We start from the raw sequence: 17,135 nt of genomic DNA, 5'->3' as shown, positions 1-17,135 counted from the left end.
TCAGGTGACGCTGATCGCGCCCGTCACCACGGCGAACAGGATGTAGGCCAGGGAGACGGGGATCCCCCAGCGCAGCGCGTACCGGTGGAAGTCGCCGAGCTCGGTTTTGACCAGGCCGAGCAGCACCCACAGCGGGGCTGAGGTGGGGCCCATCATGTGCGGGATCTGGCCGATGGCGCCGGCCCTGGCGATCTCGGTGGGGTCGGTGCCGTAGTGCGCCGCGGACTCGGCGAGGACGGGGACCACGCCGAACCAGTAGGCGTCGTTCGACATGAAGAAGCCGAGCGGCAGCGCCAGCAGCGCGGTGAACAGCGGGACCAGGTTGCCCATCGAGTCCGGCACGACGGCCAGCGTCGCGTCCGCCATCTGCTCGATCATGCCGGCGTCCGTCATGACCCCGGTGAAGACGCCGGCGCCCAGCACCAGCATGACGACCGGCACGGCGTTGGCGGCCTGCCGCTTGACGAGCTCCTGTTGGGCGTCCACGGCGCGGATGTTGACCAGCAGGGCGATGACGAAGGCCACCATGAAGAGGACGACCAACTCCGCGACCTCCAGGACGAGCAGCACCAGCAGCGCCACGGTGAGCGCGGTGTTGAACCACAACCGCCAGTCGGCGCGCACCGGTTCGACGCCCTCGCCGCTGGCGATCTCCGCCCGGTAGGCGGCGAGCGTCCCGGCGTCGAGCTTGCGCCGCTCGCGCCGTCCGAGCCAGTAGGCGACGGCCACGATGGTCAGCGAGGTGAGGACCATCGGGCCGATCATGTGGACGAAGTAGTCGGTGGCGTCCAGGTGCAGCACGCTGATGCCGCGGGTGGCGGCGCCGCCCCAGGGGGTGGTGCCGGAGACGGTGCCCAGGGCCATGACGGCGAGGACGGCGGCGATCAGCGGGTTCATGCCGAGCCGGTGGTAGATCGGCAGGAACGCGGAGCAGACGATCATGTACGTCGTGGTGCCGTCCCCGTCCAACGCGACGACCAGCGCGAAGACGGCGGTGCCGACGCAGATTCGGACCGGGTCGCCCTTGGACACCCTGATGATCAGCCGGGATATCGGCTCGAAGAGCTTGGCCTCCATCATCAGGCCGAAGTAGAGGACGGCGAAGAGCAGGAGGACCGCGGTCGGCGCGACGGTCTCCAGGCCGCTCATGATCATGTCGCCGAGCCGGCGGCCCTCGCCGGCCACGAGCGCGGCGGCGATGGGGGTCAACATGATGGCGGTGAACGCGGAGAGGTACTTCCGCATCACGAGCAGCATGAAGCTGCCCAACGTGGCGAAGCCGAGGACGGCGAGCATCGTTGCTCCTTGGTGCGGGGAGGCGGGCCGCCGGAACGGTGGCGGCGTCGGCCCGGGCGGGGCCCCTCCTGGCTGGTGCTGCCGCCAGGGAGTGAGCGCGCCACGGTCGGCCGTCGGACTACCGGTAAACCGGTTGTCCGGTAGGTAACTAGACTCCCGCCCGGCACGTCAATAGGTCACGGGTGAGATGTTTTCGGAAGAGGGTAGCCGGTTGACCGGTTTACCGGATGCTCTTTACAGTGGCCACACGGCCACGGGACCGCTCCGGTCCCCGCCGACCACGGAAGAGGGGAAACCCAGGTGAGCGGACGTCGGGCGAGGGAGAGCCAACCGGTGATCGCCATGATCCACGCCGTGCCCGCGGGAGCCCGCATCGCGAACCACGCCTTCGCGCGGGACTTCCCCGAGGCCCGGGTGTGGAACCTGCTGGACGACCGACTCCTGGACGACGCCCTCGCCGAGGGCGGCCTCACCAGGGCCCTGCACCGCAGAATGCTCCGGCTCGTCGCGCACGCCGTGCACGGCGGCGCCGACGGCTTGCTGCTGACCTGCTCCTCCTACGGGGAGGTGGTCGACACGGCCCGGGTGCTGTGGGGCCTGCCGGTGCTGAAGGCCGACGAGGCGATGTTCAGGTCCGCGCTCGCCGGCCCGCACGACCGCCTCGCGGTGGTCGCGTCCACCCCGCCTGCCGTGCCGGCCGCCGTCGCCCAACTCGACGCGCTGGCCCCCGAGATCCGTCCCGGCCGGCCGGTGGACGTGGTGACCGTGCTCAGCGAGCCGGCCGCCACCGCCGGCACCCCGGCCGAGGCCGCGAGGCACCTGGCCGACGCGGTCCGCGCCGCCGGAGCCGACGACGTCCCGGCCGTGCTGCTCGCGCAGTACTCGCTGGCGCCGGCCGGCCCCGAACTCGCCGCCGCGCTCGGCGTCCCGGTGCTCGACGGCGCGGGCGCCGCCGCCCGCGAACTGCGCGGCCTGCTGCTCGGCTCCGTGCGGGAACCCACCGGAGCCGGCTCGTGACCGCCCGGCCGCCATGGCCGCTGGCCTACACGGTCTCCTCCGACGACTGCCACGCGCCGGTGCCGCTCGGCTTCCTGGCGCCGCTGGCCGAGGCCGCCGGCGCGCTCGCCGAGTTGGGCTACGACGGCGTCGAGGTGCAGGTGCGCGACGTCGACGCGCGGGCCGCGCGGGCCCTGGCGAAGGCCGTCGAGACCCCGGGCCTGAGGGTGTTCGCGCTGGCCACCGGGCCGATCGCCACCCAGGACCGGCTCACCCTCACCGACCCCGCGCCCGACGTGCGCCGCCACGCGCTCGACCGGCTGCTCGGCGCCGCCCGGCTCGCCGCGGCGCTCGGCGTCCCACTCACCCTGGGCCAGACCCGCGGCACGTTCCTGCGCGGTCTCGAGGACCTCCAACGCCACTGGGCCGAAACGGCCGTTCAGCGCCTCGCCGAGGAGGTGGCCGCGCTCGGCGGCACGCTGCTGCTCGAACCCCAGTGCCGCGAGAACACCTCGCTGTGGCACACCCCTGAGGAGGCGCTCGCCTTCGCGGCCGGCCTCGACTGCCGGACGGGCCTCGCCCTCGACACCCACCACCTGGCGCGCGAACGGCTCGACCCGGTCGCCGCCGTCCGCGACCACGCCGGGGCCACCCACTGCCTGCAACTCGCCGCCGCCACCGGCCGCGGCCCGCTGCCCTTGGGCGACCTGAGACTCCCGCCCCTGCTGCGGGCGCTGCGGGACGCCGGCTTCACCGGCTGGCTGACCCTCGAACACACCCAGGACGACGACAGCCCCCTGGCCGCCGCCCGCTCCTGGACCGCCCTGCACGACGCTGCGGGCACGCCGGCGTGACCCATGGACGCCAACCACACCCACCCGTTCACCAACTCACCGCACCACCCACTCACCGAAAGGGAAGCGGAGATGAGCACCACCTACCGCCTCGGCGTCCTGCAGGGCGACGGCATCGGCCCCGAGATCGTCCCGTCCGCCGTCGAGATCGCCACCGCCGCCGGCCGCGCCACCGGCGTCACCGTCGACTGGGTCCCGCTGCCGCTGGGCGCCACCGCCATCGAGTCCCACGGCACCCCCGTCCCGGACGAGACGACCCGGGCCCTCGCCGACCTCGACGGCTGGTTCCTCGGCCCCCACGACTCGGTCGGCTACCCGGAGCCGCACCGCTCGGCGCTCAACCCGTCAGGCACCCTGCGCAAGCACTTCGGGCTCTTCGCCAACATCCGGCCGGCCAAGAGCTTCCCCGGCGCCCGCGCCGTCTGCGAGAACGCCGACCTCGTCATCGTCCGCGAGAACACCGAGGGCTTCTACGCCGACCGCAACACCTTCGCCGGCACCGGCGAGTTCATGCCCACGCCGGACACCGCGATCGCCATGGGCATCATCACCCGCGAGGCCACCGAGCGCGTCGCCCGCGTCGCCTTCGACCTCGCCGCCTCCCGGCGCAACAAGCTCACCATCGTGCACAAGGCCAACGTCCTCAAGCTCACCACCGGCCTCTTCCGCACCGTCTGCCAGGAGATCGCCGCCGAGTACCCCGACGTCCGGGTCGACGACTTCCACATCGACGCCATGACCGTCCACCTGGTGCGCCGCGCCCAGGACTTCGACGTCATCGTCACCGAGAACATGTTCGGCGACATCCTCTCCGACCTGGCCGGCGAGATCTCCGGCTCGCTCGGCACCGCCCCCTCCATCAACGCCTCGGCCGACCGCGCCATGGCCCAGGCCTCGCACGGCTCCGCCCCGGACATCGCAGGACGCGACATCGCCAACCCGGTCGCCATGATCCTCTCCGGCGCGATGCTCCTCGAATGGCTCGCCGCCCGCCACGGGGACGCGGCGCTTGCCAGGACCGCGCGGATCGTCGAGGCCGGCGTGGCCGCCGCGATCGCGGGCGGCACCGCCACCCGCGACCTGGGTGGCTCCGCCTCCACCACCGAGTTCACCGCCGCCGTGATCGAGGCCATCGGCTCCGGCGCCGGCCAGGACTGACCCCGGCCGGGGCGGGGGCGCCGACCCCCGCCGCGGCACCGGCCCCCGCCCCGCACCCCCGAGGAGCCCCGCCATGACCGCGCGCACCCCGCGCACCCTGCGCATCGGCTGCGTGGCCGACGACTTCACCGGCGGCACCGACGTCGCCGCGGCCTTCCGCCGCGCCGGGCTGCGCACCGCCCTGGTCTTCGGCGTGCCAGGACCCGACACCGAGCTGCCCGCCGACTGCGACGTCGCCGTCGTCGCCCTCAAGTCCCGCTCGGCGCCCGCCGCGCGGGCCGTCGCCGACTCGCTCGCCGCCCAACGCTGGCTCTGGGACCGGGGCGCCGCCCAGACCTACCTCAAGTACTGCTCCACCTTCGACTCCACCCCCGAAGGCAACATCGGCCCGGTCAGCGACGCCCTCCTGGCCGCCGCCGGCGCCGACGTCACCCTCGCCTGCCCCGCCTCCCCACCCAACGGCCGCACCGTCTACCAGGGCCACCTGTTCGTCCACGACCAACTGCTGTCCGACTCCCCGCTGCGCCACCACCCGCTCAACCCCATGACGGACTCCTCGCTGCCGCGACTGCTCGCCGCCCAGACCAGGCACCGCGTCGGCCTGGTCCCGCTGGCCACCGTCCGGCACGGCGTCCAGGCCGTCCGCGACGCCGTCCTCGCCCAGCGCCGCGACGGCGTGCGACACGTCATCGCCGACGCCCTCACCGACGACGACCTCGCCGTGCTCGGCGCCGCCGCGCTCGAACTCCCCGTCGTCACCGGCGCCGCCGGGCTCGCCGAAGGACTCGGCCGCGCCTACCAGGGCGTCGCCCGCGCCACCGCCGAGCCCCACCCACCCGCCGGACCCGCCGCCGTACTCGCCGGCAGCTGCTCGGCCCGCACCCTGGAACAGATCGCCCACTTCTACGCCGCGGGGCTGCCCACCCACCACCTCGACGTGCTCGCCGCCGCCGTCGGCCGCGACGTCGCCGGCGAGGCCATGGCCTGGTACGACGCCCAGGACCCCGACCTGCCCGTCCTCGTGCACGCCTCCGCGTCCCCCGACGAACTCGCCGCCGTGCAGCACGCGTTGGGCGTCGCCGAGGCCGCCGCCCAGGTCGAGGACCTGCTCGGCACGCTCGCCGTCCGGCTCGTCGAACGCGGCGTGCGCCGGCTGCTCGTCGCCGGCGGCGAGACCTCGGGAGCCGTCACCACCGCCCTCGGCGTCCGCGCCGTCCTCGTCGGCGAGGAGATCGACCCGGGGGTGCCCTGGACGTACGCCGACGACCTCGCCCTCATGCTCAAGTCAGGAAACTTCGGCGCCCCCGACCTCTTCGTCCGCGCCCTGGTGACCACCCCCGTCAAGGAGCCCACGTGACCGCCCACCCCGACGAGTCCGCCGCCGCCCGCGCCCGCATCGTGCGCACCGCCAGGTCCCTCTTCGCGCGGGGCCTCACCCACGGCTCCACCGGCAACCTCTCGGTGCGGCTCACCGACGGCAGCCTGCTGCTCACCCCCACCGGCTCCAGCCTCGGCACCGTCACCGAGGACGAGCTGTCCCGCACCGACCCGCACGGCCGCCACCTCGACGGGCCGCCCCCCACCAAGGAGGCGTTCCTGCACGCCGCCTTCTACCGCGCCCGCCCCACCGCGCACGCCGTCGTCCACCTGCACTCCACCCACGCCGCCGCCGTCTCCTGCCTCGCCGGCCTCGACCCGGCCGACGCCCTCCCGCCGCTCACCGCCTACTACGCGATGCGCGTCGGTACCCTGCCGCTGCTGCCCTACCACGCCCCAGGCGACGCCCGGCTCGAACCACTGGCCGAGCGCACGGCCGCCGCCCACCACGCCGTGCTGCTCGCCAACCACGGCCCGGTGGTGGCCGGCGCCACGCTGGAACAGGCCGCCGACGCCGTCGAGGAGTTGGAGGAGACCGCCAAGCTGTACCTGCTGCTCCACGGCCACCCCACCCGCCCCCTCACCCCGGACCAGGCCGCGGCGCTGGCCCGCTGACCACCACGCCACCCCACCCGCTCCCGGAGCGACCATGACCGAGATCACCGCGACCGCCGACCTCTACGACGCGCACGGCGACCGACTGCGCGTGTGCGACACCCAGTTCCGCCAGTACGGCGGCCACCACACCTTCCACGGGCCCGTCCGCACCGTCTCCTGCCACGAGGACAACGCCCTCCTCCGCGAACTGCTCCGCACCCCGGGCGACGGCCACGTCCTCGTCGTCGACGGCCGCGGCTCCCTGCACACCGCCCTCGTCGGCGACCTGATCGCGGGCGCGGCCCAGGACAACGGCTGGTCAGGACTGATCATCCACGGCGCCGTCCGCGACAGCCTCGCCCTCGCCCAACTGAACCTCGGCATCAAGGCCCTGGGCACCAACCCGCGCAAGAGCGCCAAGACGGGCACCGGCACCGTCGACGTCCCCGTCACCTTCGGCGGCGTCACCTTCCACCCCCACGACCACCTCTTCGCCGACGACGACGGCGTGGCCCTCCTCACCCCCTGACCCTCCCGGCGGCCGCCGGCGCTACGCGGAACGCGTGCTGTGGAGCAGCGGCAGCGCCGCGGCCGCGGGTACGACCTTCGGGTACGACCAGAGATGTACTGCCCGCCCGCGTACAGCCGGCGATGCACGTGGTGAACCCGACCGTGACCCGACGACCGGCTCCCTCCCCGTGCGTAGCCTGTTGGCGTGTCCGGCATCGTTCCAGTACGGCAGGTTCGGCGATTTCTCACCGGGCGACCGCACCCCCTGGTCCTCCTCGACGTCGCGCTCGCCGTGCTGCTGTGCGTCGGTCTGCTCTGGGCCGACGCCCTCAGCGGCGCCCACCCCGCCGACGAAGGCGAGCACGTGCTGCGGACCGCGGGCATCGTCCTCGCCGCTCTCGCCGTCGCCGCCCGCCGGCTCTGTCCGTGCCCGTCGTTCGCCGTGGCGTCGCTCTGTGCCTTCGTGGTCGCCGCGCTCGGCGGCGCACCGCAGGTCTCGGTCTGCGTCGCCGTCACCGCCTACACCACCGCGGGGACGGCGGAACGCGTGTTCTGGTGGGTCCGCCCCGGTGCCGCCAGCCTGTTGATGGCCGCCGGGATCAGCATCGGGCGTGTCTCCTCGAGTTGGCTGGCCGTGCTCTTCGCCAACGTCGCGATCGTCTGCGTCGGCTGGTTCGCCGGCCTCGCCGCACGGGAGCACCGGGACAGGATCATCGCCACGGCCGAGCAGGAGGCCGAACGCGAACGTCAGCACGCCGCCCGCGTCCGCCAGGCCGCCATCGACGAACGCCTGGTCATCGCCCGCGAACTGCACGACATCGTCGCGCACTCGATGAGTCTCATCGCGGTACGCGCCGGTGTCGCGCGCATGGTGATGAACAGCGATCCGGCCCAGGTGGTGGAGACCCTCGGCATCGTCGAGACCACCACCCGCCAGGCCCTCCACGAGATGCGGCTGCTCGTCGAGGTGCTGCGCCACGAGGACGCCGTCGACCCCGCGCTCACTCCCACCCCCGGGCTGGCCGACACGGCCGCGCTGGCCGACCAGATCCGCAGTGCCGGCATCGACCTGCGCCTCGACATCCGCGGCACGGCCCGCCCGCTGCCCGCCGCGGTGGACCTGTCGGCGTATCGCATCGCTCAGGAGGCCCTCACCAACGTCGTACGCCACGCCGGGCCGACCAAGGCCACCCTCCGCATCGAGTACCGCGCCGAGGACGTGGTCATCGAGGTCACCGACGGCGGCCCCGCCGAGCCACACCGCCGGAAGGCCCCCGCACTCCGCTCCGCCGCCGAGCCCGCCACCACGGCCGGTCACGGGCTGATCGGCATGCGCGAGCGAGCGGCCCTGTTCGACGGCCACCTGCGCGCCGGCCCGCACGGCAACGGCTTCCGGGTCCAGGCACTGCTGCGTACGGCGAATCCCACCCCCATGTAGGACGGTCGACCGCACGGCCGGTGCGGCACGGCGCATCGCGGACCGTGCCGCCTTCCCCTGGGCCGGGAAGGCGGCACGGTCCGCGATGGCCGGGGCGGCCTCGGCGTCAGGCGCCGGGCTTCTTGTCGGTGAGGACCGTCAGAACCGGACTCCGGTCATCCGCCGGGCCCGGGTCGTGGATCCGTTCGCCGCCGGTCGGCGCGTCGGCCGGCCCCTCGACGGAGACGTGGGGCAGGACGCGGTCGACCGCCCTGGGCAGATACCAGTTCCACTTCCCGAACAGCTGCATGGCCGCCGGTACCAGGATCGTGCGCACCACCAGGGCGTCGAGCAGGATGGCCACGGCCACGCCGAGCCCGAACTCGGCGATGATCCGCATGCCCATGAACACGAAGGCCGTGAACACGCAGATCATGATGATCGCGACGGCCGTGATGATCTGGCCGGTGGCGGCCTGGCCGCGCCGGACGGCGAGGTTGTTGTCGCCGGTGTGGAGCCATTCCTCGTGGACGCGGCTGACCAGGAACACCTCGTAGTCCATCGAGAGACCGAACAGGACGGCCAGCATCATCGGCGGCAGGAACGACTCCACCGGCCCGGCCGGGCCCGCGCCCAGGGCGGACGAGCCCCAGCCCCACTGGAAGACCGCGACCACGATGCCGAACCCGGCGCCGGCCGAGAGCAGGTTCATCACCGCCGCGGTGAGCGGGATGAGCACGCTGCGGAACGCGAGCATCAGCAGCAGGCATCCCAGGACGACGACGATGGTGACGAAGAGCGGCATCTTGCCGCTCAGCGCGGACGCGAAGTCCTTGTGCACGGCGGTCAGCCCGCCGACGTGGACGGCGAGCCCGGCCTCCTCGTGAGCGGGGATCACGCGGTCGCGCAGCGTGTCGATGAGGTCCGACGTCTGTTCCGACTGCGGGGACGCCGTGGGGATGACCCGCATGGTCCGCACCTTCGCGTCGGGCGCCACCGGAGGGACCTGTACGGACGCCACCCCGGGAACGGTCTCGAGCTCCTCTCCCAGCAGGGTGAAGGCGGTCGCGGCCCGCGGGGACGGGACCTCCGCCACCAGCAGCAGCGGGCCGTTGTGTCCGGGGCCGAAGCCGTCGGCGAGCAGGTCGTAGGCCTGACGTGTGGTGGTCTCCTCCGGGTTGTTGCCGGCGTCGGAGGACCCCAGCCGCATCGAGAAGAACGGGATCACCAGCACCATCATGAGCACGGTCGCCATGATCGTCAGCGGCACCGGCCGCTTCTGTACGAATCCGGCCCACCGGTCCCACCCCCTGGAGACCTGGGCCGCACTCGGCCCCTCGCTCTCGAGCCGGGCGCGTTGGCGGGCGCTGAGCACCCGCATGCCGAACAGCGCGAACAGGGCCGGCAGCAGGGTCACGGCAACCGCGACGGCGAACGCCACCATGATCGCCGCCGACAGTCCGATCCCGGACAGGATGCTGAACCCGAGCATGAGCAGGCCGAGCATCGCGACCGCGACCGTACCGCCGGCGAAGATCACCGCCCGGCCTGAGGTGTTCATGGCTGCCACGGTCGCTTCCTCCGGGCTGAGCCCGGCCCGGATGCCGTTGCGGTAGCGGGCGACGACGAACAGCGCGTAGTCGATGCCGACGCCGAGCCCGATGAACGCCGCGATGATCGGGGCGGTGCTGGGGACGCTCATCACCTGGGTGAGGAGGTCGATCGAGAGAATCGCGCCGCCCAGCGCGAGGATCGCGGCGATGATCGGGATGGCCATCGCCACGAAGGACCCGAACGCGAACAGCATGACGATCGCCGCGGCCAGGAGGCCGATCAGTTCGCTGCTCGATGTCGAGGGCTTGTCCAGCTCCCCGATCGCCGCCCCTCCGAACTCCACCCGCAAGGTGTCGCCGCGCAGCTCCGAGCCCAGGTCCACGACCTGCTGGATGTTGTCGACGTCCAGGTTCTGCTTCTGCTCGGTGAAGGTGATCGTCGCGTAGGCGGTCCTGCCGTCGTCGCTGACCTGCGCCGCCCCTTCCGGGGTGAACGGGCTGGCCACCGCGCCGACTTCGGGCACCTCGGCCACCCGGGCCAGCATCCGGTTCACGTCGGCCTGGACGGCCGGATCGGTCACCTCGCCGCTGGTCGCGTGCAGCACGATGGTGCTCGTGTCGCCCGAGGCGCGCTCGAACTGTGACGCCAGCAGCTCCCCGGCCCTGGTCGATTCGGTGCCGGGCAGGCTGTACTCCTCGGAGAAGGCGGCGCCGCCCGCGGCACTCATGGCGCCCGCCAGGATCGCGAGGAGCAGCAACCACCCGCCGATGACGATGAACCGGTGCCGGAAGCACCACCGCGCGATCCCGCTCATCGGCTCCCGCCCGGGAGCCCGATCCGTTGGTTGTCGAATTGGAGCACAACTCCGCCTTCGTGACGTAGGTCGGGCTCAGCGCCTTGCCGCGCCGCACGGTCCGCTCGGCCTTGTCCCACGGACCTCCCGCAGCTCAGAGCCTGCCGCCGCGGAGGCCCCGGCGTCGTCAGGCTGCGTTCCGATCCGGGCGTCCGGCCAGGGGGGTACCGGCCGTCGGCATACAGTCCTGGATGTACGCGCGGATGCGACCGTGACCCGACCCCCCACTCGCCGCCGTACGGCCCTGTACGGTGGTTGCCTGCGGTGCCCTTACGACGTCCGCATCCGGAGGCCGGCGATGACGATTCGGGTGGTCATAGCCGACGACCACATCCTCGTACGGGCCGGCTTCAGCGTGCTCGTGAACGCCGCGGCGGAGATGGAGGTCGTCGCCGAGACCAGCACCGGCCGCGACACCGTGGCAGCCGGCCGCCGGCACCTGCCCGACGTCATCCTGATGGACGTGCGGATGCCCGACATGGACGGCATCGAGGCCACCCGGCAGCTACTCGGTGACCCGGCCACCGAGGCCATCCGGATCGTCATCCTCACCACCTTCGACCTCGACGAGTACGTGTTCGCCGCCCTCAAGGCCGGCGCCAGCGGCTTCCTCCTCAAGGACACCCCGCCCGAGAAGCTGCTCGCGGGAATCCGCACCGTCGCCGCCGGCGACGCGCTCCTCGCGCCGAGCGTGACCCGGCGTCTCATCCGCGACTTCGTCAACCGCCGCGCCCTCGACTCCGGCGTCTCGTCCACCCTGCTCGATCCGCTCACGGAGCGCGAGAGAGAGGTCCTCGTCCACGTGGCGGCGGGACACTCGAACGCCGACATCAGCGCACAGCTCCACATCAGCGTCGCCACCGTCAAGACCCACGTCAGCCGCCTGTTCAGCAAGCTGCGGGCGCACGACCGCGCCCAACTCGTCGTGATCGCCTACGAGACCGGCCTCGTCGCGCGGGCCCGACGCGACAGGCCGGCCGGGGCGGCGGCCGGGCTCACCGGCGACGCCTCGTCCTGATCGTGGCCATCTGCTGGGCGGTGCGCCGGTCGATCGCCTCGACCCACGCGACGGCCACGGCGGCCACCTGGACCAACTCGGCACGGATGGCCGCCGGATCCTCCTCGGCCAGCGCCTCGTACACCTCCTCCAGCAGGATCCCGTCCCACGCCGTGTGCGTGTGCGGCGCCGCCCCCTCCGGGCATCCGGCGGTGGGCGCCGAGGCCTTGGCGCGCTCGTCGTTGATCCCCTTCCACCGGTCGGCGTCGGCCTCGTAGGCGGCACGCGTCGCGGTGTCGTCGCCGCAGGGCGCGAGGGCGGGGTGGTTCTGTTCACCCCACCTGATGTCCTGGCGCCGGCGGGTGTTGGCCACCTCGGCCAGCACGCGGTCGGTTGGGCTGCTGCTCATGTGGTCCTCCTCGTGGCGTGGTGCCGAGCGCCTCGGCGGGGTCCCGCCGCTGCGGTCACATGTCGCCGGGGACGATCTCCATCAGGACTTCGTCGCGGAGCTGCCCCTCCCAGTAGCCGCCGTCCCGGCGAGTGCCCATGACCCGGACGCCAGCCGTCTCGTAGGCGTGTCGAGCGGCCAGTGGAACCGCTGGAGCGGCCAAGCCGCGGCCGCGTCCTTCCTCGCCGAGGCAGACGGAGAGTTCGACGGTGCGCACCTCGTGGACCCGGTCGTTGTCCCACTTCAGGTGGGTGTCGAGCAGGTCGCGGCGCAGCGGGCCGAGGCCGATGTGCAGGAGCGAGGTGTACTCGTCGCCGGGAGCAGCAGGGCGGCTCCAGCGCGTCCATGCCAGCAGACCGCGCACGGCCCGCGACGATCAGCCCGGTCGTGGCCAGCAGGAACCACACCACCGGCAGCGTCACGACGACGCCAAGCACGATCATCGGAGGAGCACCTGGAGCAGCGCGGCCGACAGCCACCCAGCGACCCAGCCGGCCAGGAGTAGCAGGGCCACGGCGATCGGGTCCCGGCGCGGCCGGCGGTGGCGCGCGCACTCACGGGGCATCAGCCACCGCCACCAGGACATCGGGGCGGGCCTTCCACTCCCACCCGCTGCCGTCGACCGGCCGGATGTGCGCCTCGGCCGCGATGACCCGGCCGGAGCCGTTGGCCACGAACTCCAGTACGCCGTCCAGCCGACCGACCCTGCCCGTGGCGGGGTCGGTTACCAGGTGGCCCATCAGCGCGTGCGCGGCCCACCGCGTCCTCGTCCCCGGGGCCTCGACGCTCACCGGGCGACCGCCTTCCCGGGGTGCCAACAGCAGTCGGTCGCATGGTCGTCGACCGACACGATGGCGAGGCGGCAGTAGGAACACGTGACAGGCTCCGCCACGTCTATGGCCCCTTCGAGTCCGGTGACAAGCGTGACGTCCTCGGCTCGATCGGGCGACGGTTGGGCGAAATCAGCCATGCCGTGAAATTACGCTCCGTGACAAGACTGCTACAGGTGTCGGTCGCATCCCTTCGAGCTGGACTCACCGGGGAAGGGATACGTTCCCTATCCCTTCCGTCACACCACGGCGAAGAACAGTGCCAGCTCGCGCTGTCGTTTCGTCAGGCGCCGCCGCTTCCGCAGCACATCGGTGAACACGTCCGTCGCCATCTGCTGATGGCGCAGCCAGTCGGGCGATTCGGCGTGGATGCCGGCCAGGATCTCCTCGGCCTGGTCGCCCTGCCGTAGCGTGGCGTGCGCCCGTGCCACGTCCAGCAGGTGGCGGTGCCTGGTGTTCGAGGTGGGCGCCGCCGCCGCCGAGATGCGCTCCGAAAGCCCCAGCACGCGGTCGGGCCGATCGGAGACCATGTGGTTCTCGATCGCCTGATACGCCGCGCTCAGATTGCTGAATGTTCCGCTTCGGTAAGCGACTCCGCCTAGGCGGTCGCCCAGCGCGGAGCCGGCCGCCCGCGCCATCCGCAGATAGTCCCGGGCCTCCGCCGGTCGGTTGTTGCGCGCGGCCGCCGCGCTGGCCTTCACCAGCAGGCCCCCCCACACCCCGAGTTGGTCGCGTGTCGCGCGGGACAACCGCGGCTCGACGCTCTCGGCCGTGGCCGCGGCCAGCTGCTCGGCCTCGTCGAGCCGGGCCTCGCGCATGAGCGTCCAGCCCTGGAGATCGATGGCGGCCGCCGCGCTCAGGGGGTCGCCGCCGGCCGTGGCGTCCCGGATGGCGTCCCGCAGCGCCAGGTGCGCCAGGTCGTAGGCGCGCAGCTGGGTGAGGTACCGGCCGGCCATCTGGAGCGCGTCGGCCCGCAGCCGAAGTGCCTCGGCCTGGTGCGGGCCGTCGTCGAAGTGGTCGACGGCGGCGTGGGTGCTGACGATCAGCGCCGGCAGCAGCTCGGACAGCGGCTGGTAGTCGTCGGCGTGGTAGAGCTGGTCAAGCGACCGGGACGTACGCCGGAGTTGGTCCAGGTTCGGCTCCAGCTCGACCGTGGCCATCGCGAGCCGGCCCGCCGCGGTCATCGGCGGCGCGACGGCCTGTCGCATGGGCATGAGGTCGATCCGGTCGGCGTCCGAATCGAGCCGGCGCTGCGGGCCGGAGGGCTCGAACAGCATGCTCGTCCGGATGCCGAGGGCCCGGGCGAGCGCGTGATAGGTCTCGATCCGCGCCGTCCCGCCGCGCTCGATCTTCTTGATCGTGGGCAGGCTGAGCCCGGCCCGCTCGGCCAGACCTTCCTGGGTGAGGCCGCGAGCGCGGCGGAACTGGCGTAGCCGGTCGCCGGACACGGTGGAGTCGGGCATGGTAATCCCCGTCCTATCTGGCACAGTTCGTCACTCGCCAGCATAGGACGGCGTTTCCCGCGTGGAGCCGGATCCGCGTGTCCGGCCCATCAGCCACGCCACCTCGCACACAGGTACCCGATGACTTTGGCTCGGCGAGTGTGACGGTAGGCCCGTCGGAACGGGCGCGTCGCGTCCCTCACGTCGCAGTCCGCGTCCTCATCCACCAGCCACGGATGCCCCGGGTGTACGCGAGCGAGTAGCTTGGCCAGGGTCTCGCGCTGAGCCCGGGGCAGGTGCGAGGGCCGCCTTGGCCCGTACCGCGGTCCCGATCCGGGGGCGGCGGGTAGTACCGGGGTACTACCCGCCCTCCTACCGCCAGGGCGCCGGGGGAGGAGAGGGAAACCGTGGTCGGGGCGGGTGCGGCTGTGGTAGACCGGAGGGTCCGCCGCTGCCGTTCCGGAGGTTCTCGTGCGTCGCCTCGCCGTCTTCATCGCCTCGTCCGACGGACGCGACCCGGCCCATGCCGAACTGGCCGCCGGGGTGGGGGCCGAGCTGGCGAGGCGGGGGATCGGCCTCGTCTACGGCGGCGGCCGCCGGGGGCTGATGGGGGTGCTGGCGGACGCTGTGCTGCGGGCCGGCGGCGAGGTGGTCGGCGTCATTCCGCGCAGCATGGTCGAACGGGAGTGGGCGCACGCGGAGTTGACGGCGCTGCACGTCTGCGACTCGATGCACGAGCGGAAGGCGCTGATGGCCGAGCACGCCGACGCCTTCGTCGCGCTGCCCGGCGGGCTCGGCACGCTGGAGGAGATCTTCGAGGTGTGGTCGTGGCGCCAGTTGGGCTTCCACGCCAAGCCCGTCGGCCTCCTCGACGCCGGCGGCTTCTGGACGCCGCTGCTCGACGCGCTGCGCGGCATCGCCGACGCCGGCTTCCTGCCGGCCGCCACGCTGGACGACCTCGTCGTCGCGCCCGAACTTCCCGGCCTGCTCGACGCGTTGGAGGAGCGGCTGCGCGAGGCCCCGCAGCCGGCGCGCGGAAACTGAAGGATCGCCGTCGTCGCCCCTTCGGCCCGCGGGTTCCGGTGCGAGAATGGCGAGGGCCGGCGCGGGCCGGCCGGGGACGGGGAGGCGCGAGCGTGGCGGAGAAGCGGGCGGACGGGCGGGCGCCGGTCACCATCGCGTACATCGCCGAGTCGGCGGGCGTCTCGGTCCCCACCGTGTCGAAGGTGATCAACGGCAGGTCGGGGGTGTCCGACGACACCCGGGCCCGGGTCGAGGCGCTGGTCAACGAGTACGGGTACCGCAAGCCGCCGGGCAGCCGCGGCAACGTCGTGGAGCTGGTGTTCCGCGAGTTGGAGAGCATGTGGGCGGTGGAGATCATCCGCGGCGTCGAGCAGGTGGCCCGCGCGCGCCGGGTGGGCGTCGTGGTCTCGGAGTTCGGCCTCCACGAGTCCAGCGGCATGTCCATCGAGGACACGGTCGGCCGGCGGCCGCGGTGTGTGCTGTCGGTGGCGCAGCTGACTGCGGTGGAGCGTGAGCAACTGCGGGCGAAGGGCATCCCGTTCGTCGTCTTCGACCCGACCACCGCGCTCCCCGACGACGTGCCGTTCGTCGGCGCCACCAACTGGCGGGGCGGCCAGTCGGCCGTGCGCCACCTGGTGGAGTTGGGGCACCGGCGCGTCGCCATGGTCGCCGGGCCCGACCATGTGCTGTGCTGCCGTGCCAGGTTGGCCGGCTACCGCACCGCGCTCGAGGACGCGGCCCTGCCGGTGGACGACCGCCTGGTGGTCCGCGCCGAGCTCGACCGGGAGGGCGGGTACGAGGCGGCGCACGCCCTGTTGACCGGCCCGCACCGGCCGAGCGCCGTCTTCGCCGCCAACGACCTACAGGCACTCGGCGTCTACCAGGCGGCGCGGGAACTCGGGTTGCGGATTCCCGAGGACCTGAGCGTGGTGGGCTTCGACGACCTGCCGGTGGTGGCCTGGGTCGACCCGCCGATGACCACGGTGCACCAGCCGCTGACCGAGATGGCGGTGGCGGCCACCGAGTTGGCGCTGACCCTCGGCCGTGGCCAGCCGGCGCCGCGGCTCGGCGTGGAGATCGCGACCACCCTCGTCGTGCGGGACAGCACGGCTCCGCCGAAGGACTGACCCGGCCCGCGGGCGGAGCGGGGTGGTCTCACCCAGGGCCGTCGAAGGGGGGTGGCATTGATACTCTTCACGCAGTCCCCTCCCGTAACGCCAATCCCTTCATGCACTCCATTCCCAGGGTTCCGGTACCTCCGTACGTGGTCTTGTCCAAGCGGAAACCATCTACATAGCGTGGTTGATATGCCCCTTCCTGTTAACGAGCGCATCGGCCACCGCATCAAGAGGGTCGAGCAAGAGCTGGTGTCGGCGAAGCACTCGGTGCTGCGTCCGTTCAAGGTCAATGTGCCCCAGTACAACGTGTTGCTCGCGCTGTCTCAGGAATCAGGACTGTCGGGGGCGGCGCTGGCCCGCCGCTGCATGGTCACTCCGCAGACCATGTCATCGGTTCTTTCCACGCTGGAGGGGCGCGGGTTGGTGGAGCGCAAGCCGCATCCCGTGCACCAGCACGTCCTGGAGAGCCGGCTCACCCGCACCGGGCGGACGTTGCTCAACCGGGCCGACGCGGCCGTCACCGAAGTCGAACAGAAACTGACCGATGCCTTCACAACCGGTGAGGCGGAACTTTTCCTCGCGCAATTGGACCGATGTCTGGACGCGCTCGGTGGCGAGTCCGACGGCTAGCCGGCCGGGCGCCATGGCTTGTTCATGATGGGTGC

General features: G+C 72.6%; 17 protein-coding genes. 11 read left to right on the top strand and 6 right to left on the bottom strand.

Annotated elements, in window-relative coordinates:
• Positions 1 to 1,296, bottom strand: a complete 1,296-nt coding sequence (locus ACYVPE_RS08810) for a CitMHS family transporter (RefSeq protein ID WP_461032884.1) — start codon at positions 1,294 to 1,296, stop codon at positions 1 to 3.
• A 342-nt stretch (positions 1,297 to 1,638) separates the two neighbouring features.
• On the opposite strand from ACYVPE_RS08810, the gene ACYVPE_RS08805 reads away from it, so the two are divergent.
• The 7 genes from ACYVPE_RS08805 (at position 1,639) to ACYVPE_RS08775 (ending at position 8,226) form a co-directional block, all read left to right on the top strand.
• Positions 1,639 to 2,313, top strand: a complete 675-nt coding sequence (locus tag ACYVPE_RS08805) for an aspartate/glutamate racemase family protein (RefSeq protein WP_461032962.1) — start codon at positions 1,639 to 1,641, stop codon at positions 2,311 to 2,313.
• On the top strand, positions 2,310 to 3,146 hold the full coding sequence (locus ACYVPE_RS08800; RefSeq protein ID WP_461032883.1) for a sugar phosphate isomerase/epimerase family protein: 837 nt from the start codon (positions 2,310 to 2,312) through the stop codon (positions 3,144 to 3,146). The genes ACYVPE_RS08805 and ACYVPE_RS08800 overlap by 4 nt, the downstream gene beginning before the upstream one ends.
• Before the next feature lie 72 nt (positions 3,147 to 3,218).
• Positions 3,219 to 4,304, top strand: coding sequence for an isocitrate/isopropylmalate dehydrogenase family protein (locus tag ACYVPE_RS08795; protein ID WP_461032882.1), 1,086 nt, complete (start codon positions 3,219 to 3,221; stop codon positions 4,302 to 4,304).
• Between the two features lie 73 nt (positions 4,305 to 4,377).
• Positions 4,378 to 5,661 carry a 3-oxo-tetronate kinase gene (gene otnK / locus ACYVPE_RS08790; protein ID WP_461032881.1) on the top strand — a complete coding sequence of 428 codons (1,284 nt, stop codon included), beginning with the start codon at positions 4,378 to 4,380 and terminating at the stop codon, positions 5,659 to 5,661.
• Positions 5,658 to 6,296 (top strand): 3-oxo-tetronate 4-phosphate decarboxylase, encoded by a 639-nt coding sequence (gene otnC / locus ACYVPE_RS08785; RefSeq protein ID WP_461032880.1) that lies wholly within the window; start codon positions 5,658 to 5,660, stop codon positions 6,294 to 6,296. The genes otnK and otnC overlap by 4 nt, the downstream gene beginning before the upstream one ends.
• A 34-nt stretch (positions 6,297 to 6,330) precedes the next feature.
• Positions 6,331 to 6,807, top strand: a complete 477-nt coding sequence (gene rraA, locus ACYVPE_RS08780) for a ribonuclease E activity regulator RraA (protein ID WP_461032879.1) — start codon at positions 6,331 to 6,333, stop codon at positions 6,805 to 6,807.
• A 186-nt stretch (positions 6,808 to 6,993) separates the two neighbouring features.
• On the top strand, positions 6,994 to 8,226 hold the full coding sequence (locus tag ACYVPE_RS08775) for a sensor histidine kinase (protein ID WP_461032878.1): 1,233 nt from the start codon (positions 6,994 to 6,996) through the stop codon (positions 8,224 to 8,226).
• 106 nt (positions 8,227 to 8,332) lie between these two features.
• On the opposite strand, the gene ACYVPE_RS08770 is transcribed toward ACYVPE_RS08775, so the two are convergent.
• Positions 8,333 to 10,573 carry an MMPL family transporter gene (locus tag ACYVPE_RS08770; protein WP_461032877.1) on the bottom strand — a complete coding sequence of 747 codons (2,241 nt, stop codon included), beginning with the start codon at positions 10,571 to 10,573 and terminating at the stop codon, positions 8,333 to 8,335.
• A 337-nt stretch (positions 10,574 to 10,910) separates the two neighbouring features.
• On the opposite strand from ACYVPE_RS08770, the gene ACYVPE_RS08765 reads away from it, so the two are divergent.
• Complete coding sequence (locus tag ACYVPE_RS08765; RefSeq protein WP_461032876.1) at positions 10,911 to 11,630, top strand: response regulator; 720 nt, start codon at positions 10,911 to 10,913, stop codon at positions 11,628 to 11,630.
• Here the strand turns inward: ACYVPE_RS08765 and ACYVPE_RS08760 are convergent.
• From ACYVPE_RS08760 to ACYVPE_RS08745, 4 genes are all read right to left on the bottom strand, one after another.
• Positions 11,608 to 12,018, bottom strand: coding sequence for a hypothetical protein (locus ACYVPE_RS08760; protein ID WP_461032875.1), 411 nt, complete (start codon positions 12,016 to 12,018; stop codon positions 11,608 to 11,610). The two genes, ACYVPE_RS08765 and ACYVPE_RS08760, sit on opposite strands and share 23 nt — an antisense overlap.
• 55 nt (positions 12,019 to 12,073) lie before the next feature.
• The gene (locus ACYVPE_RS08755) at positions 12,074 to 12,421 is read right to left on the bottom strand and encodes a hypothetical protein (RefSeq protein WP_461032874.1); all 348 of its coding nucleotides are present in this window, start codon (positions 12,419 to 12,421) and stop codon (positions 12,074 to 12,076) included.
• 190 nt (positions 12,422 to 12,611) lie between these two features.
• Positions 12,612 to 12,848: a hypothetical protein gene (locus ACYVPE_RS08750; protein ID WP_461032873.1), complete on the bottom strand. Its 237-nt coding sequence runs from the start codon at positions 12,846 to 12,848 to the stop codon at positions 12,612 to 12,614.
• A 278-nt stretch (positions 12,849 to 13,126) separates the two neighbouring features.
• On the bottom strand, positions 13,127 to 14,350 hold the full coding sequence (locus ACYVPE_RS08745) for a helix-turn-helix domain-containing protein (protein ID WP_461032872.1): 1,224 nt from the start codon (positions 14,348 to 14,350) through the stop codon (positions 13,127 to 13,129).
• Positions 14,351 to 14,800: 450 nt separating this feature from the next.
• On the opposite strand from ACYVPE_RS08745, the gene ACYVPE_RS08740 reads away from it, so the two are divergent.
• From ACYVPE_RS08740 to ACYVPE_RS08730, 3 genes are all read left to right on the top strand, one after another.
• Positions 14,801 to 15,373: an LOG family protein gene (locus ACYVPE_RS08740; protein WP_461032871.1), complete on the top strand. Its 573-nt coding sequence runs from the start codon at positions 14,801 to 14,803 to the stop codon at positions 15,371 to 15,373.
• A gap of 92 nt (positions 15,374 to 15,465) precedes the next feature.
• Positions 15,466 to 16,479: a LacI family DNA-binding transcriptional regulator gene (locus tag ACYVPE_RS08735; RefSeq protein WP_461032870.1), complete on the top strand. Its 1,014-nt coding sequence runs from the start codon at positions 15,466 to 15,468 to the stop codon at positions 16,477 to 16,479.
• A gap of 180 nt (positions 16,480 to 16,659) precedes the next feature.
• On the top strand, positions 16,660 to 17,100 hold the full coding sequence (locus ACYVPE_RS08730) for a MarR family winged helix-turn-helix transcriptional regulator (RefSeq protein WP_461032869.1): 441 nt from the start codon (positions 16,660 to 16,662) through the stop codon (positions 17,098 to 17,100).
• Positions 17,101 to 17,135: the final 35 nt, after the last annotated feature.

Source organism: Streptomyces mayteni, from assembly GCF_054783955.1.
This window is presented reverse-complemented; position numbering and strand designations above follow the sequence as displayed.

Excerpts from the sequence above, each read along its gene's own strand:
- ACYVPE_RS08810 (WP_461032884.1), bottom strand. The coding sequence starts at position 1,296 with ATGCTCGCCGTCCTCGGCTTCGCCACGTTGGGCAGCTTCATGCTGCTC.
- ACYVPE_RS08760 (WP_461032875.1), bottom strand. The coding sequence starts at position 12,018 with ATGAGCAGCAGCCCAACCGACCGCGTGCTGGCCGAGGTGGCCAACACC.
- ACYVPE_RS08805 (WP_461032962.1), top strand. The coding sequence starts at position 1,639 with ATGATCCACGCCGTGCCCGCGGGAGCCCGCATCGCGAACCACGCCTTC.
- ACYVPE_RS08730 (WP_461032869.1), top strand. The coding sequence starts at position 16,660 with ATGCCCCTTCCTGTTAACGAGCGCATCGGCCACCGCATCAAGAGGGTC.
- ACYVPE_RS08765 (WP_461032876.1), top strand. The coding sequence starts at position 10,911 with ATGACGATTCGGGTGGTCATAGCCGACGACCACATCCTCGTACGGGCC.
- ACYVPE_RS08795 (WP_461032882.1), top strand. The coding sequence starts at position 3,219 with ATGAGCACCACCTACCGCCTCGGCGTCCTGCAGGGCGACGGCATCGGC.
- ACYVPE_RS08770 (WP_461032877.1), bottom strand. The coding sequence starts at position 10,573 with ATGAGCGGGATCGCGCGGTGGTGCTTCCGGCACCGGTTCATCGTCATC.
- otnK (WP_461032881.1), top strand. The coding sequence starts at position 4,378 with ATGACCGCGCGCACCCCGCGCACCCTGCGCATCGGCTGCGTGGCCGAC.
- ACYVPE_RS08745 (WP_461032872.1), bottom strand. The coding sequence starts at position 14,350 with ATGCCCGACTCCACCGTGTCCGGCGACCGGCTACGCCAGTTCCGCCGC.
- rraA (WP_461032879.1), top strand. The coding sequence starts at position 6,331 with ATGACCGAGATCACCGCGACCGCCGACCTCTACGACGCGCACGGCGAC.